21 protein-coding genes are annotated in these 25,116 nt (G+C 49.4%); 9 read left to right on the top strand and 12 right to left on the bottom strand.

The genetic code is table 11. The features are described from left to right. Positions 1-120: 120 nt before the first annotated feature. Complete coding sequence (locus ABD836_RS16295) at positions 121-1,236, top strand: saccharopine dehydrogenase family protein (RefSeq protein ID WP_344938009.1); 1,116 nt, start codon at positions 121-123, stop codon at positions 1,234-1,236. Between the two features lie 109 nt (positions 1,237-1,345). Here the strand turns inward: ABD836_RS16295 and ABD836_RS16290 are convergent, their stop codons facing one another. Both ABD836_RS16290 and ABD836_RS16285 read right to left on the bottom strand, forming a co-directional pair. Continuing rightward, positions 1,346-1,738 carry a hypothetical protein gene (locus ABD836_RS16290; protein WP_344938007.1) on the bottom strand — a complete coding sequence of 131 codons (393 nt, stop codon included), beginning with the start codon at positions 1,736-1,738 and terminating at the stop codon, positions 1,346-1,348. Further along, a complete protein-coding gene (locus ABD836_RS16285; protein WP_344938005.1) occupies positions 1,728-2,519 on the bottom strand; it encodes a methyltransferase family protein in 792 nt (263 codons plus the stop codon). Before ABD836_RS16285 ends, ABD836_RS16290 begins: the two co-directional genes overlap by 11 nt. 310 nt (positions 2,520-2,829) lie before the next feature. Between ABD836_RS16285 and ABD836_RS16280 the strand changes: the two genes are divergently transcribed. The 3 genes from ABD836_RS16280 to ABD836_RS16270 all read left to right on the top strand — a co-directional run bounded on the left by ABD836_RS16280 (position 2,830) and on the right by ABD836_RS16270 (position 4,519). Beyond that, entirely contained in the window at positions 2,830-3,135 is a 306-nt protein-coding gene (locus tag ABD836_RS16280) for an EF-hand domain-containing protein (protein ID WP_344938003.1), read from the top strand. A 38-nt stretch (positions 3,136-3,173) separates the two neighbouring features. Further along, the gene (locus ABD836_RS16275) at positions 3,174-3,617 is read left to right on the top strand and encodes a hypothetical protein (RefSeq protein ID WP_344938001.1); all 444 of its coding nucleotides are present in this window, start codon (positions 3,174-3,176) and stop codon (positions 3,615-3,617) included. Positions 3,618-4,117: 500 nt separating this feature from the next. Continuing rightward, positions 4,118-4,519: a GreA/GreB family elongation factor gene (locus ABD836_RS16270; RefSeq protein ID WP_344937999.1), complete on the top strand. Its 402-nt coding sequence runs from the start codon at positions 4,118-4,120 to the stop codon at positions 4,517-4,519. Positions 4,520-4,674: 155 nt separating this feature from the next. Here the strand turns inward: ABD836_RS16270 and ABD836_RS16265 are convergent, their stop codons facing one another. Beyond that, entirely contained in the window at positions 4,675-5,685 is a 1,011-nt protein-coding gene (locus ABD836_RS16265) for an alpha/beta fold hydrolase (protein WP_344937997.1), read from the bottom strand. Positions 5,686-6,136: 451 nt separating this feature from the next. Between ABD836_RS16265 and ABD836_RS16260 the strand changes: the two genes are divergently transcribed. Next, positions 6,137-6,985: an alkaline phosphatase family protein gene (locus tag ABD836_RS16260; RefSeq protein ID WP_344937995.1), complete on the top strand. Its 849-nt coding sequence runs from the start codon at positions 6,137-6,139 to the stop codon at positions 6,983-6,985. Positions 6,986-7,040: 55 nt separating this feature from the next. Here ABD836_RS16260 and ABD836_RS16255 read toward each other — a convergent pair whose 3' ends face one another. From ABD836_RS16255 to ABD836_RS16240, 4 genes are all read right to left on the bottom strand, one after another. After that, on the bottom strand, positions 7,041-7,406 hold the full coding sequence (locus ABD836_RS16255; protein ID WP_344937994.1) for a YajD family HNH nuclease: 366 nt from the start codon (positions 7,404-7,406) through the stop codon (positions 7,041-7,043). A gap of 116 nt (positions 7,407-7,522) precedes the next feature. Then, complete coding sequence (locus tag ABD836_RS16250; protein WP_344937992.1) at positions 7,523-9,391, bottom strand: hypothetical protein; 1,869 nt, start codon at positions 9,389-9,391, stop codon at positions 7,523-7,525. 284 nt (positions 9,392-9,675) lie between these two features. Further along, positions 9,676-10,167, bottom strand: coding sequence for an acetolactate synthase small subunit (ilvN, locus tag ABD836_RS16245; RefSeq protein ID WP_008251432.1), 492 nt, complete (start codon positions 10,165-10,167; stop codon positions 9,676-9,678). Between the two features lie 4 nt (positions 10,168-10,171). Then, entirely contained in the window at positions 10,172-11,920 is a 1,749-nt protein-coding gene (locus tag ABD836_RS16240; RefSeq protein ID WP_344937990.1) for an acetolactate synthase 3 large subunit, read from the bottom strand. 523 nt (positions 11,921-12,443) lie between these two features. On the opposite strand from ABD836_RS16240, the gene ABD836_RS16235 reads away from it, so the two are divergent. Beyond that, positions 12,444-12,902 (top strand): DUF4124 domain-containing protein, encoded by a 459-nt coding sequence (locus tag ABD836_RS16235; protein WP_344937988.1) that lies wholly within the window; start codon positions 12,444-12,446, stop codon positions 12,900-12,902. A gap of 113 nt (positions 12,903-13,015) precedes the next feature. Here ABD836_RS16235 and clpB read toward each other — a convergent pair whose 3' ends face one another. The 3 genes from clpB to rluD all read right to left on the bottom strand — a co-directional run bounded on the left by clpB (position 13,016) and on the right by rluD (position 17,445). Continuing rightward, a complete protein-coding gene (clpB, locus tag ABD836_RS16230; RefSeq protein ID WP_344937986.1) occupies positions 13,016-15,604 on the bottom strand; it encodes an ATP-dependent chaperone ClpB in 2,589 nt (862 codons plus the stop codon). 116 nt (positions 15,605-15,720) lie between these two features. Continuing rightward, a complete protein-coding gene (gene pgeF, locus ABD836_RS16225) occupies positions 15,721-16,488 on the bottom strand; it encodes a peptidoglycan editing factor PgeF (RefSeq protein WP_344937984.1) in 768 nt (255 codons plus the stop codon). After that, complete coding sequence (gene rluD, locus ABD836_RS16220; RefSeq protein ID WP_344937982.1) at positions 16,489-17,445, bottom strand: 23S rRNA pseudouridine(1911/1915/1917) synthase RluD; 957 nt, start codon at positions 17,443-17,445, stop codon at positions 16,489-16,491. Positions 17,446-17,542: 97 nt separating this feature from the next. On the opposite strand from rluD, the gene ABD836_RS16215 reads away from it, so the two are divergent. Beyond that, the gene (locus ABD836_RS16215; RefSeq protein WP_344937980.1) at positions 17,543-18,415 is read left to right on the top strand and encodes an outer membrane protein assembly factor BamD; all 873 of its coding nucleotides are present in this window, start codon (positions 17,543-17,545) and stop codon (positions 18,413-18,415) included. A gap of 201 nt (positions 18,416-18,616) precedes the next feature. On the opposite strand, the gene ABD836_RS16210 is transcribed toward ABD836_RS16215, so the two are convergent. Both ABD836_RS16210 and ABD836_RS16205 read right to left on the bottom strand, forming a co-directional pair. Next, positions 18,617-20,224, bottom strand: coding sequence for a glycerol-3-phosphate dehydrogenase/oxidase (locus tag ABD836_RS16210; RefSeq protein ID WP_344937979.1), 1,608 nt, complete (start codon positions 20,222-20,224; stop codon positions 18,617-18,619). Between the two features lie 91 nt (positions 20,225-20,315). Then, entirely contained in the window at positions 20,316-21,944 is a 1,629-nt protein-coding gene (locus ABD836_RS16205) for an NAD+ synthase (protein WP_344937977.1), read from the bottom strand. 156 nt (positions 21,945-22,100) lie between these two features. Here ABD836_RS16205 and ABD836_RS16200 point away from each other — a divergent pair, with 156 nt between their 5' ends. Further along, positions 22,101-23,690: a sensor histidine kinase gene (locus ABD836_RS16200; RefSeq protein WP_344937976.1), complete on the top strand. Its 1,590-nt coding sequence runs from the start codon at positions 22,101-22,103 to the stop codon at positions 23,688-23,690. Positions 23,691-23,734: 44 nt separating this feature from the next. Further along, on the top strand, positions 23,735-25,096 hold the full coding sequence (locus ABD836_RS16195) for a sigma-54-dependent transcriptional regulator (protein WP_344937974.1): 1,362 nt from the start codon (positions 23,735-23,737) through the stop codon (positions 25,094-25,096). Positions 25,097-25,116: the final 20 nt, after the last annotated feature.

Here is a 25,116-nt window from a genome sequence, read left to right as displayed (position 1 = left end):
TCGCAAGGGCATGTCCGTTTTTCGCATTCTTAATATTAGAGGCATTCGCTACCTTGTGATACCGCCAGCAGTGGCATTGCTGGCAAAAAGTAATACCTCTAACAATAAGGGAGCAACACCATGTCTGATTCACCACGTGTACTAATTTATGGCGCGAGCGGCTACACCGGAAAATTGGTAGCTGAATGCCTCTCGCAACGCGATATGCCCTTCTACTTTGTTGGGCGAAACAAGGAAAAACTCGAAGCTTCGCTGGCGATTGTTGAAGAACGATTGGGTCGTAAGGCACCGGCAACAATCGTTCAAGCAGCCAATACTCGCGAAGCCCTCCTTCCCTTATTTGAAAAAGTGGAAGTTGTCATCAATGTAGCGGGTCCTTTCATGCAGTTGGCGTGGCCGATTGTAGAAACCTGTCTAGAAACTAACTGCCACTACCTCGACACTACCGGCGAACAAGACTTTGTTATTGCAGTTCGCGACCAGTATGGCAAAGCCTTTGCGGAAAAAAACTTACTGCTTAGCCCAGCCAATAGTTATATGTGGTGCGCAGGCGCACTGGCATCTGAAGTGGTATTGGAAACTGAAGGCGTCGACAGCTTAGACCTAACTTACCAGATCAACGATGCCCTGCCTTCGCAAGCGTCCACCAAGTCCTTCCTGCGCATGGTAAACAACCCACAGTATTTACTCAAAAACAACGAAATGGTTGAGTGGCAAGGTGACCGTCACTTCACAATCAACGTTCCGCATATGTCGCAACCCGCACTTGCTCTACCCTGGAGCGGTGGTTGCGAGCCGGTTTGGTTTGAACACGACGATCGCGTTATGAACTGTAAGGTGCTAACGGCTTTTGGCGACGAAATAATTGAAAATGTGGTAGCCCTGATCCATCGATTTAACAAAGAATCTGTTGGCATGAATCAGGAACAGCGCGAACTGCTAACCAATCAGTTTGGCGATGAAATGACGCCAGCGGAGCCACCAAAAGACAGCCCAGACATTCACCGCACGGTTATAACATGTATTGGTCAAGGCCGTCAGGTAACGACCGTATTCCCACTGTCTTTGAATGCACCATACACCTTTACCGGTGAAATTTGCACGGAAGCTGCGGAGCGCTTGCTCAACGGCGAGTTAAAGGCCGCAGGTTTTCAATCTGCTGCAGGCGCCTTCGGCCACCGTGAGCTGATCGAGAAATTCCACAAGCTAGGTTATATGAATAATCCTTGGTTATAAGAGTCAACAACCGTTTAACGCCCTGATCGGCAATAAAAAAGGCTTGGTTCATTTGAACCAAGCCTTTTTTATAATCTATAAGTTATAGTTGCGCTTTTTTACTTGCTAACTACACAGCAGTTTCAGTCGAACGCCAAACTACAGCAAAGAACATCGCAAAAATCAGATCAGCAATGACTAGCACGCCGAAGCCAATTGGCGCATTAAATAAAGCGATATCTAGCCATGCAATTGAGAACACCACAATTTTCCCAACACAGCCCATCCAAACAATGTCTTTATGTAGTAATGGATTAGTCGATATAAGCCAATAACCCACGCCAAAAACAAGCACTAAGCCGGCAAACTGATGCATCCAGGGTATTGCCTCTATCGTCAAGGTATCGCTCATCATTAAAATTTTGAACAGCAACTCTGGCGCAAACAATATTGCAAATGCTGCAGTAAAATTAAAGATAGCGGAGAACTGAAAGAACCCCCGCCAAGCACGACTATTTTTCATGTATTTGTGCCCCTTTTAGCTTTTTGTTATTTTCAGAAATTCGATTCATTAAGGCGCGACCATTAATCAAAGCCCAAGGAATAACGAGGCCTGATTGTGCTTTATAGTCTGCCCAACCAGGGTGACGTGATATAGCATTATCTTTGCCTTTCATTCTAGCCAAAAAATAAATAGCCATATAAGCGTAGATCGCCCACGCAATCCAGTGGTTGGCAAGCAGAGCATAAGCAGCATAAAGCATTAACTCACCAAGATAGTTAGGATTACGGGTATAGCGGTACATGCCCTCGCGAATCAACCCAGATTGACTGCGGTATTTCAGAATCCAATGCCGCTGACCGTCGCCCGCCATCATGGTAACCACGCCCAATGTGTGGATAGCAATGGCGATAAACAGCATAAAGCCCGTGGGCTCAATAGCCCGTGCGATAAAGAGCCAGGGCGTAAGCCAATACCAAGCGATCAATAGCACGTATAGATTGATAAAACCAAGAAAGCTCAATTTATTCTCTAACTGATGATCACGGAATCCAAAGTCCTTTATCAACCAGCAATAGCCATAAATGCCATGTAAGCCGAGGAACACCCAGGCGCCAACGCTGAAATTATCGTAGTAAGTCATCATGGCATAGATAATGAAAAGGGTAAAAATCTTATGCAGATCAACCGCCCAGGCCACTTTCATAAACGGACGTCCAGGGGCATTAAAAATAGTCATGTCGGCAAAGGCCAGAAAAAATCTTGCCCAAAACGGCACGGGCTCCCGTGTAACAGTATTCATATCCACCTCGCTTGTTATGATTTTATTTCGCTCTCATAACCTACGCTTAACGGCAGAAATTAGAATAGCAAGGCACGACGACTTCGCTGTTAATACGCGACAGGACATCGCGCTACAACTCCATGACGAAGGGAAACCGGTGAACGAAGGCATTCACGTTCTCACCTTATCTGTCAGACACACTGCGTGTCTGATGCACTTACACATTGTTTCCTTATTCGTTGCACACTGTTTCATATATGCATTGCTATAGTCACCGCAACTACAACGAACACTGCAATGCAGCAGACCAATAGGAGTACCGCCCACCATGAAATTAACAAGCGCAACCGGAATTATTTTATCGCTAATCGCTAGCAGCGCCATTGCATGCGCGCAGCCGCATGAGCGCGGTGATGACAACGGCCAAGGCCGCCGCGGGCCACCGGCCTTCGCTGAACTGGACTTAAATAGTGACGGCGCCGTAACCCTCGACGAGTTCAAGCAAAAGGAAGTGCCACATGGCGACCACGAGAGCATTTTTAGCGAGATAGATGCGGACGGTGACGGTTTTATTAGCGAAACAGAACTAGCCGAGCATAAGCCGCCACGCCGCGGCGGGAAAAAGCCCGAGTAAAGCGTCTTAATCACTCAAGTAGCTTAGAGACAATTACGATGATAAATCCCCTATCAAGCGCACCACCGCCGCCTCCTCAAGGCCAAAGGACTTCGCCCGCGTTAAGCGATGAACAAAAGACCTTGATTAGCGACACCTTAGAAAACGTTGACGCCGACAACCTCAGTCAGGCTCAGGCGCTAGAGATTGTCGAAACCTTCGCTGCTGCGGGCATTAATCCTAGCAAAGAACTGGCGAGTACACTCGCCGATGCGGGTTTCGATGCCCGCACAATCGGCGATTTAGCCAACAGTGCGCCGCCTGTTCCCCAAGCTACAAGCGAGCAAGTCGATTTGAGTGATTTAGTTGATTACCTCGATACCTTGTTAGAAAAAGTCAGCGGCACTGCGCTTAGTGAGACAGATAAAACCAGCGTTTATGATGGCTTGCGCGAACGATTCGGCTTAAACGACGGCGAGTCTATTTTAAATGTAACAGCGTAATTAGCTAATTTTGATAGATACAAGATACAAGCCGATCACCAGCCTACATGTAACTACCAATCCAGGTCCTATGAGTCACCCCCCATTCTCTTCAACGAGATGGTCTTTGGACTGCAGACCTTCTGCAGTCCCTTTTTAAATTAGCCCCACTGCACGACCGTCGTCTCGCCGAGCACGCTATGTGAACACCTACTCCCAGAATCATAATTCTTCCGAACGTCAGCTAGCTGTGTCCGATTAAATCGCCACAGAAGCACTTGCTAAAGTTTAGAAACGTAGTACTCTCATGGTATGAATAAACAATCATATTCCACTCAGCAAATCTCCTTCGGCCTACGGGAACTCTACCCCGTTAGCGCCTTCCTCACTATTGGCGGTTAAGCGCAGTATTGTCTTAATCGCCCGAAAATAAACGACCAATCAAGCGAGCAGCTCTGAGGATTTTCAATACTCGAGTTTAATTTCTGTACGCACTGTTTTTTGCTGGGTGAGGGTTTGTTATGCCTATTGAAAATGAATTAATTATTTCTGAATCTGACTATGAAAAACTATTACGGCTAGTTAAGGTCAGCCGATCCGATGCTACGCTAGCGCTCGATAAAGAGCTGTGCAAGGCGGATGTATTTCCCGACGATAAAATGCCTAAAGATATCGTTTCGCTCTACAGCAAGTCACATTTCAAAGACGTAGATACCGGTAGCAAACGCGCGGTAACCATTGTTATGCCCTGGGAGTCTAGTGTTACAGAAATGCGTATTTCTATTCTTTCACCGGTAGGCATTGCGCTGATAGGTGAACGCGTAGGCAAGGTAATTGAGTGGCCACTTTTGCACAATCGCTCGACGAGGCTCGAAATTATTGAGGTATTACGCAAAGAGAAAAGAGTGGCGGCCAGCGCCTAAACTGCGAATGTAATGGTCCTTGCTACTGCCCATATTTTTTTATACATAGATGAGCAGCAAGATAAGAGACTGCATTTGTAAACGCTGTCACATTGCCCTGTGTACACAAAGGGGATAGATCTGACCAAAAAGCAGAACTGATCCCCATTTACCGACTAATGCGCTAAAGCCTCGGTCAACGCCGCTTTGAAGCGCGAGAAATTTTCGACCTGCGGCAAATGGCCCAAGCCCGACAATTCAATTAGCTTAGCATTAGGTATTAGCGCAGCGGCTGCCTTGCCTAAGCGGTCGTATCGTCCAAGTTCATATTCGACCCCAGTTCGCATCCAATTTCGCCCAGGACCAGTTCTGTCACGGGTGCCAATGATCAAACTAACCGGTACAGTAAGATCCTTGAACTCAGTAACAACCGGCTGGGTAAATATCATGTCGTAAGTTTTTGCATTGACCCACGCTACCCGATCTTTATCCGCGCCATTCAGCTGACCAATCATAAAGAGGGTCAGTTCTTCATATTGCTCATTCCACTTGCCGTCATAGTAGTTTTTTTGCTGATATGCTTTTATGCTCTCTGCTGTTTTAGCCAACTCACCCTTATAAAAGAAGTCGGTATCCTTATACTCGACGTATTTTAAATAGTTCTCTAGACCAATCGGGTTAAGCAAAATGAGCTGATGGGTGGTTTGCGGATACATTAGCGCAAATCGGCTGGCCAACATCCCACCCATCGAATGCCCAATAACAATCGTCTTTTCAATCTCGAGAGACGCCAACAAAGACTTGGTTTGCTGTGCCATAACAGCAAAGGAATACTGATAATCGGTAGGCTTAGACGACTTACCAAAGCCTAGCTGGTCAGGAATGACGACCCCATAGCCCTTTTTCTGTAAAAATAGCGCGGTATCAGTCCAATAGTCGGCATTGAAGTTTTTGCCATGTAGCAGGGTAACGACGGGCTTATCAGCATCGCCTTTGAGGTAGATATACGCCAAGTTCAGCGATTGCTGCTGAGATCGAATGGCTAAAAAATTTACATCAAAATCATATTCGTAACTGCTAAGTGCCGCGTCATACACAGGCTTCGAACTACTTTCCTGCTTTTGTGCAAACGCCGGCAATACCCAAAAAAACGACAAGGCTATAGCAATCAATTTAAATCTGGACATAGAAACTCTCGCGTTAAACGGACACGTATACAAGCTGCACATGGTGGACAAATCCAAAATCCCTTAATTTCAAGACAATATAAGCTGCAAGGTAAATCTGTGGTGCTCATGACGGCAGGCATTTGCTGCTTTAACATTCCCATTTACCGAAGTGCAATGCAAGCCGATAGATGATCCAAGCCCACGTCAATATCGCAAATGCGCTACAGAGTGATCGCTGCGCAATAAAAAAGATTTCTCAGCAACGAGTGTAGCCTTCGACAACGAAAATCACGGTAGTTTCCTGCTATCAACGAAAATGATTACCTTCCGCAAAATTAAAGGTTTATGATCAACTCAAAGCGTCACATCAAATTTTTGTCACATATCCTTCATAGTAACAAGCTACTCTCGGCGCAATGATTTTGAGCTATCGACCGATTTTCATCGGCGACAATCTTGATAGGAGAATATGACTAATAAAGTGATACTGATAGTACTCGACGGTCTCGCCTACACCACTGCCGAACAGTGTATGGGTTACCTCCAAGGCCTCAATGCCCAGGGATCGACCACACTGTATAAGCTACAGTGCGAGTTACCCTCTAAATCTCGCCCGCTATATGAAACCATTCTCACTGGCGTGCCCCCTGTTCTTAGCGGCATCGTGCACAACGATGTAAACCGCAACTCCAATCAGCAAAGTGTCTTCAGCTTAGCCAGAGGCGCTGGCCTAACTACCGCTGCCGCCGCATTTCATTGGTTTAGTGAGCTATACAATCGCAGCCCCTTTGATGCGGCGCGCGATCGTCACACCGACGATCTTGAGCAACTGATTCAACACGGCTGCTTCTATCATGGCGATCACTATGCAGACAGCTATGTCTATCTCGATGCGGAATCACTGCGGCGCCGCTACAATCCAGATTTTATGTTGATACACCCGATGAATATCGACAACGCTGGACATAGCGCAGGGCTTGATAGCGCACATTACCGCAATACCGTACGGACTTCAGACGGAGAGCTGTCGAAATACTTACCGACATGGATTGAAGAAGGTTACCAAGTCCTGATCACTGCAGACCATGGCATGAACGGTGACAAGAGCCACGGCGGCATACTCGCGGAAGAGCGAGATATTCCGTTGTTTGTGATTGGGAACGGTTTTTCTCACCAAAGTAATTGTGCGCCTAAACAAACTGAACTCTGCGGTTCTATATGCGAACTACTTGGCATTAGTGGCCACAGCAAACCAGTGGCAAAGAAGATGTTACGTAGTGAAGTAGCACTGGATAAACCGTATATGACTGCAGTTTAATCGCCGCAAATTCAGGAACATCCCGATTAATAACAGAAATAAGATTCAGGCTAAATCAGCTGTCTTTTCCTTCCATTTTCGCCTTTAGATCAGCAAAAGGATTAAACGTCGCGGCTTTCACTTTCTTCTCTGTAGTGCTGCCATAGCGCACTAAGTTCTCAAATTTTGTGTGTTCTTCATCATGGCAATAAATGCACAATAGCTCCCAATTACTGCCATCAGCGGGGTTATTGTCGTGATTGTGATCGACATGATGAACCGTCAACTCAGATAAACCCTTGCGCTCGAAATCACGCGCACAGCGCCCACAAGTCCACGGGTATAGCTTTAGCGCTTTTTCTCGGTAACCACTTGCACGCTTGGCATTGTATTCTCGCTGCTCAGCGAGCACCTGATCGAGCGTTTTTTTCTGGCTAGTCATAGTCATACCTTTAAGATTTATTATTTCCCATAGACTACTGTCTATTTATAGCACGACAAAAAAAGGGCGGTTGATAACCGCCCTTTTTACACATCATCACATTATTGCTTATCTGACTACAATGTTGAACCTGTAGTACCTGTAGCACCGGTTCCACCCGTAGCCGTTGTACAGGTTTGGCTACCAAGTACTAAGCGAACACCATTGTCACTCACTTGCGCAGGCGTAAAGGTCGGCGTTGAATTTGTACTCCCATCTGCCGTCGCAGAGAAAATAAAGGCCACATTAGAACTTAAATTTGCGCTACCCGTACCACTCTCCGCCCCCAAAGGAACATTGATCACGCTGCTGTCACCACCGGTTACAAATGCCGTGGCGTCGCTAACTGCAACGAATTCACCTGGAATATCGCTACATGAATTAACGACCGTAAAATCAACGGGAATATTTGTCGGGGCGCCAGGGTTGGTTTTATCTAGTTTTATCGTGCCGCCATCCAATTCACAGATGTTACTCAGCGAAAGCTTACCATTTTGAGACAGTATCGGGTCGCCAGCAGCGGGCTCAAAAGTCGCTATCAAGCTATCACTGCCCTCTTTAAGCTCAAACACCACAGGGAAGTTCGGTGCGCGGTACACATCAACCGAAGAGAATGTATCCAAAGAATATGCGCGTTTAGTCCGCGCCCAACCACCGCCACTTTGGTAGTACGACAGAGAGAACTGCCGCGTATTTGGCTGACCAGCGGCGTCAATGACATTAAAACTCGCCGGAGCATAAACACTCGAATTACAGTAGTTATACCAGTAATCCAGATTAAAATACGTTAGGTGATCGGTTTCAAAAGAAACAAATAAGGTGTTGTCGGACTTACTTTCAACCGTCGCGATGATCGGCAAACCGGTATCTGGATCTAATTGCGGCTTCCATTTTCCCGTCAATTCGTTGTATGTCCAGACGGGTACTGTATCGCCAGCGTTTACAGTGCCAACAGGAGCTGTATCAACCAATCCCGCTCCAGTTGCATTGGCAGGAAATGGCGTGCCTGCAGGTATAGTAATTTCAATTGACACGGGATTACCGCTGAATTCAGTGATTAAATCACCATTTGAATCCCTCAATTCAATTGCCGCAAAACCTGCCGATGAAAATGAACCTGATTCGGGCGTACTTGGGTCATCATCTTCTATCGTTGTATCCAAGCCACCGGGAAACAGTGCCAATGAGCCGTTCGACGGCACGAAATCGGGATCAACATCGGCACCGGTATCATTATCAAAATGCACCACGGTTAACGTGAGTTCGCCAGGCGCCGCCGGCGCGCCAGTGCTGGTTTTTAATTGCGTACCAGCGGGAACGGTTACCGACGTTGTGCCTTTTACAGCGGCAGTATTGCTAGCACTATCAGCAGCTCGAGTAATCGTACTACTGGAAATATCGGCCACCGTATTCGTCACGCCGCCAGCTGACGTTGCACTGCCAGTAGCAGATTGGCTTGCAACAGGAACAGACGCTGGCGAATTTATTGCGGTCAAGGTGATAGTTATAAGGTAATCACCCGTAGCCGTAATACTTTGCAAAGAGCTGCTGGATACAAAATTTGGCGCTGAACCGACAAAAACGACATCTAATGGATCATCGCTAATAAGTGGCGAAGTAGACAATAAATTCAGGTCAACTACCCCACCCGTCCCAGCAACGGCATCGTCAACAACGCTGTATTCCGTTTTGGAATTATCACCTGATGCTAGGGAAAAACGTGGTGCGTCGCCTTCGCCACCCACGGCATCAACAATTCTGATGCTACCCGTATTCAAACGTGCACCGCTTTGGTCAACCATTTGCACTCTAAAGGTACTGGTTTCTACTGCAGGTGATTTCGCTTTGCTGTCATTAAAACACCCCGGCAGTACGCTAGCCGAAACAAGGCCAACAACAAGCGATTTAAACCGCAAAACATTCACACTCTTCGTTTGAAGATCCATTTCCATTCCCTTTCATTTTAAAATTGACACTAGTATACAAAGTAATAACTGCGCGGAACCGCCCACTAGATTAATATCGCACTTAAATTAAAATGATATCGAAATCTAGAACTTATGCCTCAATTGCTGGCCTACTAACGTCTAAAGCTCAATAATCAACGTTAAATAACTTAACCAATATAAGCAGTAAAATAAACCCAAGCGCATTAATTAATCAGCTTAATCACCAATATCCAGCAAAAAAAAGGCGCCCGAAGGCGCCTCATCAATCACTCAAGCCCTATTTAAAGACTCAATATTTTCTCACCACGCGCGATACCGGAAACACCGCTACGCACGACCTCCATAATCGCCGCTTCGCCAACAGCCTCTAGGAAGGAGTCAAGTTTGTCAGCCGCCCCAGTCACCTGAATGGTGTACACGCTGGGGCCAACGTCGACGATCTGACCGCGAAAGATGTCGGTGCAGCGTTTGATCTCGGCACGCTGGGCACCGGTGGCACGCACTTTAACCAACATCAGTTCGCGCTCTATATGAGCACCTTCGGACAGGTCTACCAGCTTAACGACGTCAATCAGGCGATTGAGGTGTTTGGTGATCTGTTCAATTTTGTGGTCATCGCCAATCGTGGTTAAGGTTAAGCGCGAAAGTGTAGGGTCTTCTGTGGGCGCAACATTGAGGGTCTCAATGTTGTAGCCGCGCTGAGAGAACAAACCTACCACCCGCGACAGGGCACCCGGCTCATTTTCCAACAATACCGAAATTATGTGTCGCATCATCTCAGGTCCGCTCCGTTTTGCTCAGCCACATATCACGCATGCTGCCATTAGGGGCAATATGCATTGGGTACACATGCTCGTGTGGGTCTACGTGAATATCCATAAACACCAGATCATTTTTACGGGCAAAGGCTTCTTTCATTGCCTCTTCTAAATCGCTTAACTGGGTAACTTTAATACCGACATGGCCATAAGCTTCAGCCAGTTTCACAAAGTTAGGCAGCGAGTTTTCGTAAACACTTTCTGAGTAGCGGCCATCGTACTGCATGTCCTGCCACTGTTTAACCATTCCCAAGTAGCCGTTGTACAAGCTGATGATTTTCACTGGAATTTTGTATTGCGCGCAGGTCGACAGCTCCTGAATATTCATCTGAATACTGCCCTCGCCAGTAACACAGGCAACGTCGGCATCAGGAAACGCGAGCTTAGCACCCATTGCCGCAGGCAGACCAAAGCCCATGGTGCCGAGACCGCCAGAGTTCAACCAACGGCGTGGCTCGTCGAATTTATAGTACTGGGCAGCAAACATTTGGTGCTGACCAACATCTGAAGCGACATAGGCCTTGCCGTGGGTCACTTTACACAGAGTTTCTATAACCTGCTGGGGCTTGATGAACGGCGTCGTGATGTCGTACTGCGGGCGCACCCACAGACCGTGGGTGTCACGCCACTCATCTATTTGATTCCACCAATGTTTCAGCGACTCTTTATCTGGCAGGCTCGCGTCGGCGGCACGCATTTCGTGAATCACTGCGAGCAGGTCATTCAGCACAGAATCAACGGGGCCAACAATCGGCACGTCGGCCGCGATGGTTTTAGAGATCGCCGCGGGATCAATGTCGATATGAACGATCTTGGCACCGGGGCAGAATTTGCCTGTGGTATTCGTAACACGGTCATCAAAGCGCGCGCCAACCGCCAAGATCACATCGCTGTGATGCATGGCATTATTCGCTTCGTAAAAGCCGTGCATGCCCAGCATGCCGACAAACTGACGGTCGCTAGCGGGGTATGCACCCAGGCCCATCAAAGTATGCGTTACCGGGAAATTTAGCTCCCGCGCCAAAACTCGCAATTGTTCAGAGGCATTACCCTGCACAACACCGCCACCGGCATAAATAATTGGCCGCTTAGCCGACAGTAGCAAGCTGGCGGCTTTTTTGATCTGACCAGAGTGGCCACGCGTTGCTGGGGTATAAGAGCGCAGCTTTACTTTTTTAGGGTAGTTGTACTCGAATTTGTCGTGCGGATTGGTTAAATCCTTAGGCAGATCGACAACCACAGGGCCCGGACGGCCAGTAGTCGCAATGTAAAATGCCTTTTTAATAATCTCTGGAATATCTTCGGTACGCGTGACCTGAAAGCTATGCTTTACGATAGGTCGAGAAATACCCAGCATATCGGTTTCCTGAAAGGCGTCTTCGCCGATCAAGTGACTCATGACCTGACCTGACAACACCACCATCGGGATGGAGTCCATGTACGCGGTGGCAATGCCCGTTATGGCATTGGTTGCACCAGGCCCGGAGGTGACAAGCACAACACCGGGTTTGCCGGTAGCACGGGCATAGCCATCTGCCGCGTGGGTCGCCGCTTGTTCGTGACGCACAAGAATATGCGGCACCTTGCAGCTTTTAAATAAAGCATCATATATATGCAGTACGGCACCACCTGGATAGCCGAAGATGAATTCAACACCCTCGTCTTCCATAGCCCGTGCGATCATTTCGCCGCCAGATAACAATTCCACTGAAATACCCTCGATTCAGTTTGAATACGCAAAAACTTGTAAAAAAATAGCCCGAGCGACAAGCCCGAAACTCGATTAACAAGAACAAAGATGTCGAAACACATTACCACCGGTTACTCAGCCGACACGGCTGATTTCCGGGCGAAACGCCAAAAATGCTGCAAAGCAGCGTTTATATGCAAGGCGGGATAACGCGATGCGGGCAATCTCGCAACACAGGTCATGTGTCTGCAGAGTGAATGGAACTACAATTTTGTAGCCGTACGACACGATGAGCCGCACGCTGTACTTTGGCCGCAGGTAAGCGACGCGGAAAACAGCCATTTGCTACCATAAAGATAGACCGCGTATTTTTTAACCTATGGCCCCTTATGTCAAGGCAAAATTCACTGTTAATTCACGCGATTAGCTGACTTGGGGCTAATTTCAGCAGTGCCAAGCACATATATTGAGCTGGGTTTTTCCTCCTTGCTGAATATCTGCCATAATCCCTTATAACTTATCTTTACGGCACGAATACGCAATGAATAAGACTCTACTGATCGCCAGCCTTTTTACTGCCCTTGTTGTTAGCAGCCTAAACAGCTATGCCGAGAAAAACGGGTACTATCGATGGAGCGACGACGAAGGTAAAACCCACTTTACCCAGCAGCCGCCCAATGGCCGGTCGTCGGTATTTATTAAAACCTCAAGCGGCTATAACTCAGGCGGCAGCTTAGACAGCGACCAAGCCCCAGGGCAAAGTGAAGGCGCTAGCAACGACATAGCCAAAGAAGAAGCAATTCCCGAAAAAATGGAAGTGCTTCCGCCTAAAAACCCCGAACTATGCAGTAAGGCCAAGGCGAATATGCAATCCCTCGCCACCAATGGCACCCGCATTCGAATTAGCAATGCCGATGGCAGCAGCCGATTTTTAAATAGCGAAGAAATTAATGAGCAGAAAAATCGCGCTCAAGAAGTAATTAACGTGCACTGCAATTAAGCCCTTGGTTTAGTTTGCAGGACACGTAACCCAAAAGAAAAGAAGCAACTCAATAATGTGCTGATACGTAGACCGCTATACTAATCTACGCATCAGCACATTAGCATTAAGACTTATTGCAGCCGCGGCGCCTTGAAAACGATTTTCTCGTCCTCAACCGTGGCACTGATCACCTGCCCAGCGATGAACTCCCCTTTCAGTAAGCTCTGCGCCAAGGGGTTTTCAAATTGCTGCTGTATCGCTCGCTTGAGTGGCCGCGCGCCATAAACCGGATCAAAGCCAATATCTGCCAAGCGGTCTAAAGCTTCTTCGCTCACTTCAAGCCGCAGTTCACGCTCAGCCAAACGGCTGTTTAGGATATCCAGCTGTATACCGGCAATCGCCTGCACCTGAGTGCGATCAAGGGGCTCAAATACCACAAGCTCATCAATCCGGTTGATAAATTCAGGACGAAAATGCCCCGACACCACACTGAGTACTGCGTCGCGAATCTTCGGGTATTCGCTACCGGCAACAGTCATCTCTTGAATGACGTCCGAACCGAGGTTAGAGGTCATGACAATCACGGTATTGCGAAAATCTACCGTCCGGCCCTGACCGTCGGTGAGGCGACCGTCATCCAAGACCTGCAGTAAAATATTAAACACGTCCGGATGGGCCTTCTCCACCTCATCCAATAGCAGCAGCGAATAAGGACGACGGCGCACTGCCTCAGTGAGGTAACCGCCCTCTTCATAACCAACATAGCCCGGAGGTGCGCCAATCAATCGCGCCACGGAATGCTTCTCCATAAATTCCGACATATCAATACGCACCATCGCGTCTTCGCTGTCGTAGAGGAACATCGACAAAGCCTTGCACAGTTCGGTTTTACCCACCCCAGTTGGCCCCAAAAACATAAAGGAACCGTTAGGCCGATTGGGATCACTTAATCCGGCGCGACTGCGACGCACGGCATTAGACACGGCTTCTACCGCTTCGCCCTGGCCAATCACGCGACGATGCAGCTCATCTTCCATACGCAGTAATTTATCGCGCTCACCTTCCAGCATTCTACTAATAGGAATACCCGTCCAGCGTGATACGACCTCAGCGACCTCTTCTTCCGACACTTTGTTACGCAGCAATTGCATAGTGCCGTGATCCACAGCATCTGCAGAGGCAAGTTGTTTTTCCAGCTCAGGAATTTTCCCGTACTGCAGTTCTGACATTCTCGTTAAGTCGCCCGCACGGCGCGCAGTTTCCAGCTCCAGTTTGGCCTGTTCAAGATCCACTTTGATTTGCGCAGAACCTTGCAGAGCGGCTTTCTCGCCTTTCCAAATCTCATTTAGGTCAGAAAATTCCTTTTCAACCTTGGTGATATCCGCATTGAGTATTTCCAGTTGTTTTTGAGCCGCGAGATCCTCATCTTTTTTCACTGCCTCACGCTGAATTTTCAATTGGATCAACCGGCGCTCGAGCTTATCCATAACCTCAGGTTTAGAATCGATTTCCATACGAATACGGCTGGCGGCTTCGTCGATTAAATCAATCGCCTTATCAGGCAACTGCCGGTCGGTAATATAGCGTTGCGACAACTTGGTAGCCGCAATGATTGCCGCGTCGGTAATGTCGACGCCGTGGTGCACTTCGTAGCGTTCTTTCAGGCCGCGCAAAATAGCAATGGTGTCTTCCTCAGAAGGCTCTTCAACCAACACTTTTTGGAAGCGGCGTTCGAGCGCAGCATCTTTCTCAATCGACTGGCGATACTCGTTTAACGTCGTGGCGCCCACGCAGTGCAGCTCGCCCCGCGCCAAAGCAGGCTTGAGCATATTGCCTGCGTCCATTGCGCCCTCAGCTTTACCGGCACCAACCATGGTGTGTAATTCGTCGATAAACAGAATGACGCGGCCTTCTTCCTTAGACAATTCATTCAGTACCGCTTTCAAGCGTTCTTCAAAATCACCACGGAATTTTGCGCCAGCCAACAAGGCGCCCAAATCCAAAGACAAAACTCGTTTATTTTTCAAACCCTCGGGCACTTCGCCATTGATAATGCGCTGCGCCAAGCCTTCAACAATCGCCGTTTTACCCACGCCGGGTTCGCCGATCAATACTGGGTTATTTTTAGTTCTGCGCTGCAAAACTTGAATGGTGCGGCGAATTTCGTCATCGCGCCCAATGACGGGATCTAATTTTCCCGATTCCGCGCGCTCGGTTAAATCGATAGTGTATTTATCTAACGCTTGGCGCGACTCTTCGGCGGAGGCGTCATCGACCGCTTGGCCGCCGCGCACTTTGTCGATGGCCGCGTTGAGCGCGACTTTTTTAACGCCGCTGTCGGCAAGCAGCTTGGCGGCTTCATCGTTGGCTTCCAACATCGCCAGCAGCACCAGTTCACTTGAGATAAAACTGTCTTTACGCTGCTGTGAGAGCTTATCCGTCACGTTAAAAATTCGCGCTAACGCTTGAGATATATGCACATCGCCAGCGGCGCCTTGCACTGTTGGCATACGATCTAAGGCCGTGGCAATACTCTGTTCCAGCAAGGGAATATTGGCACCAGCTTGAGTCAGCAAGGGCTTGGCACTACCGCCTTGCTGCTTAAGTAACGCACTGAGTAAATGCAGTGCTTCGATATATTGGTGGTCTTTACCCAAGGCCAATGACTGGGCATCTGCAACCGCAGTTTGCAAAGAAGTAGTAAAACGATCTATTCGCATTTTATTTCTCCGACAACGATAAAGCGAAGGCGATCACCTTCACTAGTCATGTTGTATAAATGGGGGAGCGTAGAGCAGATTTCAAGATGTTAGCTAAGATAGCCCAGTCTATAGGACTAAGGCTTGATGTAGATCAAGCTCAACTGACGACCGGTGACACCGTCGCGACGAAAGGAGTAAAACTGCGCCGATTCGGCAAACGTGCAGCGCTTTGCACCGCCAACCCAGCCCACACCAAATCCACGCAACTGCGCTTGAGCGAGCGCGTAGAGATCGGCATGGTAATGCCCCGGCTTAGTCACAACTGGTGCAAACGCCGAATTAATTTCGGCCGACGAGGGGCCTCGAAATTCTGCCTGAAAGGCTTGGTATACCTCAGCGCCAACCTCAAAATTAGCTTGCGAGATTGCCGGGCCAATCCACGCCAATAGCTCATCGGCTGGACAATTAAATGCGCGAACGGTATTTGCCAATACGCCTGCGCACAGCCCCCGCCAACCGGCGTGGGCTGCAGCGACTTGACTACCGTCACGCCGACAAAAAAGTACCGGCACGCAATCCGCTGTTAGCACCCCGCAACCCAAGCCAACTTCACTGGTAACGCTCGCATCTGCAGCAAACACAACGTTTGGCCGCTGCTCTAGCCTAACAATGTCGGTGCCATGCACCTGATTCAGCCAGGCAATACGGTCTAAGCCACCGCAACTTGCAAGCAAGCGATCGCGGTTTTCCGCAACTGCCGCCGGATGATCCGCAACGTGGTCACCGAGATTAAAGCAGCCATAGGGGGCTTCACTCGCCCCCGCAAAACCAGCAACGCCGGTTCTGGTGGTCGACAGCGCCACAATCGACGGCGGTGCCGGCCAATCAGGCTCAATCCACACTCAGCGTACGTCCTCAGTAGACAGAACGGCGATTAAGGCCTTCATGTCATCTGGCAGCGGTACTTCCCACGACATGGTGTCGCCGGTGATGGGATGTTCCAGTTCCAAGCGACGGGCGTGCAAGGCCTGACGGCCAAATCCGCGCAGCGCAGTAATCAGGGTTTCACTCGCGCCCTTGGGTAAGCGTGGTCGCCCAGCGTAGAGCGGATCACCAATCAAAGGGTATTTGATGTGGGCCATATGCACCCGTATTTGGTGCGTGCGACCGGTTTCCAGAAAACAACGGATATGGGTGTGATTCAAATACCGCCGCGTGACACGGTAATGGGTGATCGCCTCCTTACCGCCAATTTGGGTCACCGCCATTTTAGTCCGCTGGCGGGGATGCCGGCCCATGGGTTCTTCGACCGTACCACCGCCGGTCATGGTGCCAAAAACCACGGCATCGTATTCCCGATGCACCTCTCTGGCCTGCAACTGCGCAACGAGACTGGTATGAGCTTCAAGTGTTTTGGCGGCAATCATCAAACCCGTGGTATCGCGGTCGAGGCGGTGAACAATACCCGCACGAGGAACAGTAGCGATGTCAGGGAAGTGATTTAGCAGGGCATTCAATAGCGTGCCGTCGGGATTACCCGCGCCGGGGTGTACTACTAAGCCCGCTGGCTTGTTTATTACAAGAACATGTTCGTCTTCATAGACGATATCAAGCTCAATTTCCTCTGCCTCCCAGCGCACTTCCGGCTGTAATTCGGCGCGCAATGCCAGCTTGTCGTCTTCGTAAACCTTGTCACGAGTACGCTGAGCCTCACCATTGACGGTGAGTTCACCGCTTTTTATCCACGTTTGTAGGCGCGAACGCGAATACTCCGGGAACAACTGGGCCGCCACTTGGTCAAAACGGTCGCCATTGAAGCCTGCAGGGACAATTTCCTGTCGATCTATAATCTCGGTCATAGCTGATTCTTTATACCATCTTCGCGCTGTGTTTAAATAGCAGGCCCTTGCTAAGACAAGGGGTCATCGGGGATATTCCGCTATTTGGAAAAATTACATGAAAGCTGTCGTTAAGGTCTTTGCACTTCTCTTTATAAGCATATTGGTTGTTGGCTGTGCCAACCGCCCAGATCGGCCCGAAATGTCGGAGCGAGAAATCTACGAAGCTGCGCAAGGCTACCTGAAAAGCAAAAACTTTTCATTGGCCGTGGAGAACTTACAGCTCCTAGAAAGCCGCTACCCCTTCGGTCCCTACGCCGAACAAGCCCAGCTAGAGATCATTTACGCTTATTATCGCGGCGGTGACAACGAAGCGGTGGTTGCTGCCGCAGATCGCTTTGTTCGCCTTCACCCGCAACACCCAAAAGCTGACTACGCCTATTATATGCGCGGCTTAGCCAACTATACCGACGGCGAGGGCTTTTTGGAGCGTTTTATCCCGACGGATATGACCCAGCGCGACCCGGGCACCACAATTCAGTCTTTTGACGACTTCCGCCAATTGCTGCAACGTTACCCAGACAGCGACTATGCCCCCGACGCCAAGGCGCGTATGGTGCAATTGCGCAACCGCCTAGCGCGCTACGAAATCAATGTCGCTAATTACTATTTCAAACGTAAAGCTTACTTGGCAGCCGCCAACCGTGGCCGCTACGTGATCGAAAACCTGCCGCAAACCCCCGCCATACCAGACGCCCTAGCGGTAATGGTACAAGCCTACTTGCTGCTAGAAATGAACGACTTAGCCGATCAGTCGTTGATGGTGCTGCGTAAAAACTATCCTAATCACCCATCACTCGATAAAGATGGCAACTTTGTAAGCCAAGTTGGTCTTGACCAAGAAGGCTCGCTTCTCAACAAGGCGAGCTTGGGCTTGCTTGATCGCTATGAGCCACCAAAGTTTGATAATCGGGAAGTAACCGAAGAGTAAAGAGCAGCCTAGTCCGATGCTTGATCTCGGACGCCTGACGTAAAAAAGCCCAAGATCGATGTAACGATCTTGGGCTTTTTTACAGATAAAAACAGATCAATCCCCAACAAGCATGGCGCTAGAACAGTCCGCTTTTCGTCAGACGCCCGACTTCCGGCACCAAGCTCACCCCTAACATCAGACTTCTGACGCCAGGCCAATCTAGCCCGCCGTCGCGTCCACGTATTCAGCCAACTTCGCCTCGGCTTCATCGCCAAACAAAATCTCGCAGGCTTCGCGCAGGCCGGGAGCATTGATTATGTCTTCGCGGCGCACGACAAGTGCTATTTTTGAACGGCGGCGCAGGAAGTCATCTAGCTTGGTAATCATTTCGCGTCGACCGGCGTGTTCAATTTCACAACGTAGGTATTCGGCATTTTCAATCAGCAACTCCGCACTACTGGGGTCTTCGCGGATCATCTCTAGCATTTCGATGGCGCTGCGGCCGTAGCGCCGCCAAAGACGCTGAGTCAACGGCTCCGAGGAACTAGGGTCGGTTAAGGCATCGAGATTCATCAACCTCGCCTGATGCAAAAACTCGCGTTTTACGCTATTGCCCGGCTCGCCATACCAACGCTGATTGGCGTAGGGTACTTTTATCCCTAAGCTTTCTATCCATTCAGCCACCTCGTTTCCCACATTAATGCAGTCGGTGAGCTTGCCACCAAAGATACTAAGGTGCTGATCCTGCTCGTCTACATCAATGGCGTGCTTACGCGACAATTTAACCCAATCGGCCACGCCATCTTCACCTTTTAGAGCGAGTGGCCTTACGCCACAGCGCTCAGAAATAATGTCAGCAAGACACAACGGCTTTTCCAGTTTGAGTAAAGCATTTACATTGTCCAAGACAAAATGCCGGTCTGCATCAGTCACTGCAACCTCAGCACTTTCTACCTGCGTATCGGTGGTACCAATACAGGTCTTGGGCCCCATCGGAATAACAAAAAACAAGCGCCCATCGCTGGCAAAGAAGGTAAGTATGCGCTGAGTCTCGGTAACCCGATCAACAATCAGATGAATACCCTTTGAGAACAAATGGCGATGCGCAGTGCGCTGACCGCTCAGTTTATTGTGCGCGTCTACATAGGGGCCGCAGGCATTTATCAGCACTTTAGCCCGAACGCTGAATTCTTCGCCGCTGATATTATCGCGCACCTGACTATGCCAAAAGCCATCGCGCCGCTCAGCACCGAGGGATTCGACATAATTCGCAACAATACCGCCGTAATTAAGACTGGTGCGCACAAAGTTAAAAACGAAACGCGCGTCATTGTCGTAGAGGTAGCAATCCGAATACTCAAAGCCACCTTCCGCGTTACTGGTATCAATCACTGCCTCTGCCTTCGCCAACGCGGCGCGGCTCATATAGCGCGGCGCGCGGGTTAAAAAACGACCAAAAACCCAGTAGGCGATAGTGCCCAAATACACCAAAAATGCAGGAAACCGAAAGCCACGCTGGATTGTAGTGAGAAAGCGAATTTCCTTCACTGTCGACGGATAACTGCGCATTAGATGGTTGCGACTACGACAGAGCTTATTGACTAGGAAATATTCGTGATTTTCGAGATATTTTATTCCGCCCCAGGCCAAATTTGAGGAGTTAGAACTCGTTAAACCGGCAAAGTCACCACGGTCAATTAACGCGACTTTCACACCTTTCGCGGCGAGCGCAGCAGCCGACACCGCGCCATTAATTCCGCCGCCAAGAATCAGAACATCGAAAGTGCCCTCCCGGAGCTTCCGTACATTGCTTGCCCGTAATTCCATGCTGCCCTATTCCCAGATTTTGTAGAGCGGAGATAGCCCATCAGGGATACCTCCGACCGTCATGTTGCCAAATTAACAAATGAATTACGGTTTAATCGCCGATGGGCCACTTCTGGGTAATTGGGTAACGACGATCTCGACCAAAGCCCCGTTCGGTGATACGTGTACCTATGGGCGCCTGCCGACGTTTATACTCATTGAGATCAATGAGCCGTAAAATCCGGTAGACCATATCCCGATCAAAGCCATCAGCAATTATAGTCTCAGCACTTTCATCGTGTTCGATATAGCGTTCAATAACCTGATCGAGAATTTCGTAGGGCGGCAAGCTATCTTCATCTTTTTGATCCGGCGCCAACTCAGCTGATGGCGGTCGATCAATCACTCGCTGAGGGATAGCTGGAGACAAGGTATTACGATATCGAGCCAGCTCAAATACCCGCACCTTGGCGACGTCTTTAAGCACGTCAAAACCACCCGCCATATCGCCATACAAGGTGGAGTAACCCACCGCTACTTCACTTTTATTGCCCGTAGTGAGTACCAACGAACCCTTTTTATTGGAAATCGCCATCAGTAAAACACCGCGACAACGAGCCTGTAAGTTCTCTTCGGTTTTATCTGGACTCATGCCCTCAAACTCATCACTCAAGGCCAACATAAAGGCATCGTAAACCGACTCAATGGAAATAACCTGATAGCGCACTTTGAGCATAGCGGCCTGCGCCTGCGCATCTTCCATGCTCATTGACGCGGTATAGCGAAAAGGCATCATCACGGCTTCGACGCGATCCGCACCCAAGGCATCAACAGCAATTGCCAAGGTTACTGCCGAATCAATGCCGCCCGACAAGCCCAAAACCACACTCTTAAAGCCGTTTTTATTCACGTAATCGCGAACGCCCAGCACCAGAGTCTCGTAAATATCTTCCAGAACGGGTCGTAAATCACTGACTTCGCCTTCTTCAAAGCGCAGGCGGCGGCCATCCCAATCGGCGGTAATACAGCTTATGTATTCAATATACGCCGGGCTACGCGCGATTAATTCGCCTTCCGCCGACACCACCATTGAGGCGCCATCAAAGACCAGTTCATCTTGGCCACCAACTAAATTGCAATACACCACCGGCATACCGCCCTGCCAAGCCCGTTGAGCTAACAGGGCCTCACGCTCAATTTGCTTACCCGCATGGAACGGCGAGGCGCTTAAATTAAGCATCAACTTCGCACCTTCGGCTTTGGCACCTGCGGTGGGGGCGTCTTCCCACACGTCTTCACAAATACTGATTGCCGTCGGCACCCCAAAAATATTCATCACTAGGGTGTGCTTGCCTTCCGTAAAATAGCGTTTCTCATCAAACACGCGGTAATTTGGCAGGCATTGCTTATGGTATTCATTGACCAATTTGCCGCCAAAGAAAACTCCGGCGGCATTGTATAACTTACCGTCAATCGAACGTGGATACCCCAAAACCACATAACACTGCGGGGCTTGGCTTGCTATTTTTTGCAGCGCGCGCTCAACACGATGAACAAGACTGTCGCGCAGCAGCAAATCTTCTGGCGGATAGCCCGTTACCACCAATTCTGGAAATAGAATCAACTGAGGGTCGTGGCGAGAAACCGCGGTTTCTATGGTGGCGATAATTTTATCGGTGTTGCCTTCGATATCCCCGACCATCGGATTTATCTGAGCAAGCACAATACGCATTGAAGTCATTAAACGGTTTCCATCTACTAAACGGGGCTAAATTCGACTTTGTTGACTTGAGACAGCACGGCGCACAAGCCAAGACGCGCTATTCTATCAAATAAGCGGGAGTGCATCCCCCTCTACGGACGTATAAACTGAGGTCAGAATCAGCAAAGGTATATTATGGCCATCGCCCACGATCATATCCAGCAGCGCGCGATTATGCGCGTACACAGCGCATACCGCTTTGTTTTAGCAACAGCCCTATTCATTGCCTTAATGTTTGGTCCTGCCAAGTCGACGCTCGGTGCCAGCGCCCCACAAATTTTTGGCTTTGTGGTCTCCGGCTACGCTGTTTTTGCACTTGGCCTAATGTTGCGCCACTATTTCACAAAAGGAAGTTACTCCCCAACCCAGCTGTTCTTTGAATTCTTTATCGACATTGGCGCGATCATGTTTATGAGCTATTGCTCTGGCAGCGCCGACTCCGGTTTACCGTTGCTCCTCATTGTCTCGATCAGCGCCGCGAGCATCACCCTGCCGAGTCAACTTAGCCTAGCAATTGCCGCGCTCGCGACCATTTCAGCCATTAGCGAGGTTGCCGCACACACACTCTATGAACAGGTAAGTGCCCAGCAGTTTATAGTGGCGGGGATTACCGGCACGGCCTATTTTTCCGCCGCCATTGCCATTCGCTACCTCAGCGCTCGGATAGTCAAAACTCAGCAATTAGCAGAACGACGCCGCACCGACATCGAAAAACTTTCAGCCATTAATCAGCGGATAGTCGAAAGAATGCAAACAGGCATCATCGTGATGTCCCGAACCGGCCACATCAAACTCATCAATGACGCCGCACAGGAGCTCCTCGACATTCCAACTGCCGAGGCTGATCAGGATCAATACGCGCCAGCCGTGCTCATTGAAATGGCAAAGGAAGGCGTCAATCATTCACGGATTATTGCCGTTGGCCCCCAGCACCTCGACGTTCACGTCAATATGACCAACCTAGAAGCGCAGGATCACAGCGACTGCCTTCTCTATATTGAAAATATCAGTAAAATAGCGCAGCGAGCCCAAAACTTGAAACTAGCGTCATTAGGCCGCTTTACTGCCAGCATCGCACACGAGATCCGCAACCCTCTCAGCGCCATAAGCCACGCCGCTCAGCTCCTTGGCGAAAGCCCCAACCTTGACGCCAGCGACAGCCGGTTTACCGAAATCATCCAAAATCACGCGTTGCGGATGAATGCGATCATTAAAAACATACTTGAGCTGTCCCGCGGCCGAACCTCACAACCGGAACGGTTTTCACTCGGCGACTGGTTAGATGCATTTGCAAGCGACTGGCGGCCAACTGAGCGCCATGAATACACAATAAACATAGAAAAACTCGATGAGACTGACACGATTAAAGTCGACCGCAGCCAGCTAAACCAAATCATCTCGAATATTGCCGAAAATGCCGTTCGTCATGGCGCTGCTGCGCAAGGCACTGCTGAACTCCATTTTCGCTGTAGCACCCTTGCGCGATCAGGCGCCGTTATTTTGGATATTATCGACAATGGCGACGGCATCGCCTCCGAGGATATTGATAAAATATTTGAACCCTTTTTCACCACCCAAGCTCAGGGCAATGGCTTAGGCCTCTATTTATGCCGTGAACTCTGTCTCGCGAACCAAATACATATTTATTATCACCGCACTGCGCACCAAGAAAGCTGTTTTCGCTTACAATTCTCCCACCCCGATCGCGGCACATTACCCGAGTAAGTACTAAAATCTATCGAGATAGCGATTTGAAAGAGCCAACAAATATGCAGCAAACCGTACTAATCATTGACGATGAACCCGATATTCGTGAACTACTTGATATCACTATTAGTCGTATGGGTTTGCACACAATCGCCGTTGGTAATGTTCGCGATGCACTTCAGGCACTCAGCAAAACAGAGAACATTAGCCTCTGCCTAACCGACATTAAACTTCCCGACGGCTCTGGCTTAGAAATTGTTCGCCATATTCAGCAGAACGCAATGTGCACCGCCGTGGCAGTATTAACGGCCTATGGCAGTACCGAACTGGCCGTAGAAGCCTTAAAAGCCGGTGCCTTTGACTTTATCAACAAGCCCGTCTCAGTTGAGCAATTGCGCAGCCTCGTAAAAACGGCCCTGAAATTAGATCGTCGCGAAAATCAATTTGACGGTAGCAGCAATACCCGCTTACTTGGCGAAACTCAAAGCATCGTCAATCTTCGCGAACAGATATTAAAGCTGTCGCGAAGCCAAGCCCCGGTATACATCAGTGGCGAGTCTGGTAGTGGCAAAGAAGTAGTAGCAAGGCTAATTCACGCCAATGGCCCGCGTAGCGACGCGCCGTTTGTACCGGTAAACTGCGGCGCAATTCCGAGCGAATTAGTTGAAAGTGAATTTTTTGGCCACAGTAAAGGCAGCTTCACTGGCGCCTACGACCACAAAGAAGGTCTATTTGAGGCGGCCAATGGCGGCACCCTCTTTCTCGACGAAGTCGCCGACCTCCCCCTCAATATGCAGGTTAAATTACTGCGCGCGATTCAAGAAAAGGCCGTACGCCGGATTGGTTCCAACCAAGAAATCCCCGTCGACGTGCGCATTCTCAGCGCGACCCATCGCGATTTAAGCAAGGCAGTGGCTGCAGAGCATTTCCGTAGCGACTTATTTTATCGGATCAACGTGATAGAGGTTCAAGTGCCCAGCCTTCGTGATCGCGCTAGCGACATTCCTCTACTAGCGAAATTCATGCTTGAACGCATTGGCCGCGATTGGGGCGTAAACCCGCCGACCCTCGACAAATCAGCCTTAAATAGCCTCTGCAATTACGGTTTCCCAGGCAATGTCCGCGAGCTTGAAAACATCATTGAGCGCGCGGCGACTCTTTGTGAAAAAGGTACAATAACCGCCAGCGATTTGTCGCTGCCGAGTCCCATCCAACAAGCTAACATCCAAAATAAAACATCGGATAGTGGTAGCCACTTTCTCGCCGCCAGCGGGCAGTTGGAAGAGTATATAGCCGGTATTGAAAAAGAAATTATCGCCGACGCCTTAGAGGCAAATCGCTGGAACAAAACCGAGTCGGCTAAAAACTTGGGACTGACCTTTAGGCAGTTCCGTTACAAGCTGAAAAAATATAACTTAGAATGAAAAATGGCGACTTATAAGTC

It is taken from the genome of Zhongshania borealis (assembly GCF_039539625.1).
Classification (GTDB): Bacteria; Pseudomonadota; Gammaproteobacteria; order Pseudomonadales; family Spongiibacteraceae; genus Spongiibacter; species Spongiibacter borealis.
Note: the sequence above shows the minus strand (reverse complement) of the source record. Positions and strands in the feature narration are given on the sequence as shown.

Excerpts from the sequence above, each read along its gene's own strand:
- ABD836_RS16295 (WP_344938009.1), top strand. The coding sequence starts at position 121 with ATGTCTGATTCACCACGTGTACTAATTTATGGCGCGAGCGGCTACACC.
- ABD836_RS16290 (WP_344938007.1), bottom strand. The coding sequence starts at position 1,738 with ATGAAAAATAGTCGTGCTTGGCGGGGGTTCTTTCAGTTCTCCGCTATC.
- ABD836_RS16285 (WP_344938005.1), bottom strand. The coding sequence starts at position 2,519 with ATGAATACTGTTACACGGGAGCCCGTGCCGTTTTGGGCAAGATTTTTT.
- ABD836_RS16280 (WP_344938003.1), top strand. The coding sequence starts at position 2,830 with ATGAAATTAACAAGCGCAACCGGAATTATTTTATCGCTAATCGCTAGC.
- ABD836_RS16275 (WP_344938001.1), top strand. The coding sequence starts at position 3,174 with ATGATAAATCCCCTATCAAGCGCACCACCGCCGCCTCCTCAAGGCCAA.
- ABD836_RS16270 (WP_344937999.1), top strand. The coding sequence starts at position 4,118 with ATGCCTATTGAAAATGAATTAATTATTTCTGAATCTGACTATGAAAAA.
- ABD836_RS16265 (WP_344937997.1), bottom strand. The coding sequence starts at position 5,685 with ATGTCCAGATTTAAATTGATTGCTATAGCCTTGTCGTTTTTTTGGGTA.
- ABD836_RS16260 (WP_344937995.1), top strand. The coding sequence starts at position 6,137 with ATGACTAATAAAGTGATACTGATAGTACTCGACGGTCTCGCCTACACC.
- ABD836_RS16255 (WP_344937994.1), bottom strand. The coding sequence starts at position 7,406 with ATGACTAGCCAGAAAAAAACGCTCGATCAGGTGCTCGCTGAGCAGCGA.
- ABD836_RS16250 (WP_344937992.1), bottom strand. The coding sequence starts at position 9,391 with ATGGATCTTCAAACGAAGAGTGTGAATGTTTTGCGGTTTAAATCGCTT.
- ilvN (WP_008251432.1), bottom strand. The coding sequence starts at position 10,167 with ATGCGACACATAATTTCGGTATTGTTGGAAAATGAGCCGGGTGCCCTG.
- ABD836_RS16235 (WP_344937988.1), top strand. The coding sequence starts at position 12,444 with ATGAATAAGACTCTACTGATCGCCAGCCTTTTTACTGCCCTTGTTGTT.
- clpB (WP_344937986.1), bottom strand. The coding sequence starts at position 15,604 with ATGCGAATAGATCGTTTTACTACTTCTTTGCAAACTGCGGTTGCAGAT.
- rluD (WP_344937982.1), bottom strand. The coding sequence starts at position 17,445 with ATGACCGAGATTATAGATCGACAGGAAATTGTCCCTGCAGGCTTCAAT.
- ABD836_RS16215 (WP_344937980.1), top strand. The coding sequence starts at position 17,543 with ATGAAAGCTGTCGTTAAGGTCTTTGCACTTCTCTTTATAAGCATATTG.
- ABD836_RS16210 (WP_344937979.1), bottom strand. The coding sequence starts at position 20,224 with ATGGAATTACGGGCAAGCAATGTACGGAAGCTCCGGGAGGGCACTTTC.
- ABD836_RS16205 (WP_344937977.1), bottom strand. The coding sequence starts at position 21,944 with ATGACTTCAATGCGTATTGTGCTTGCTCAGATAAATCCGATGGTCGGG.
- ABD836_RS16200 (WP_344937976.1), top strand. The coding sequence starts at position 22,101 with ATGGCCATCGCCCACGATCATATCCAGCAGCGCGCGATTATGCGCGTA.
- ABD836_RS16195 (WP_344937974.1), top strand. The coding sequence starts at position 23,735 with ATGCAGCAAACCGTACTAATCATTGACGATGAACCCGATATTCGTGAA.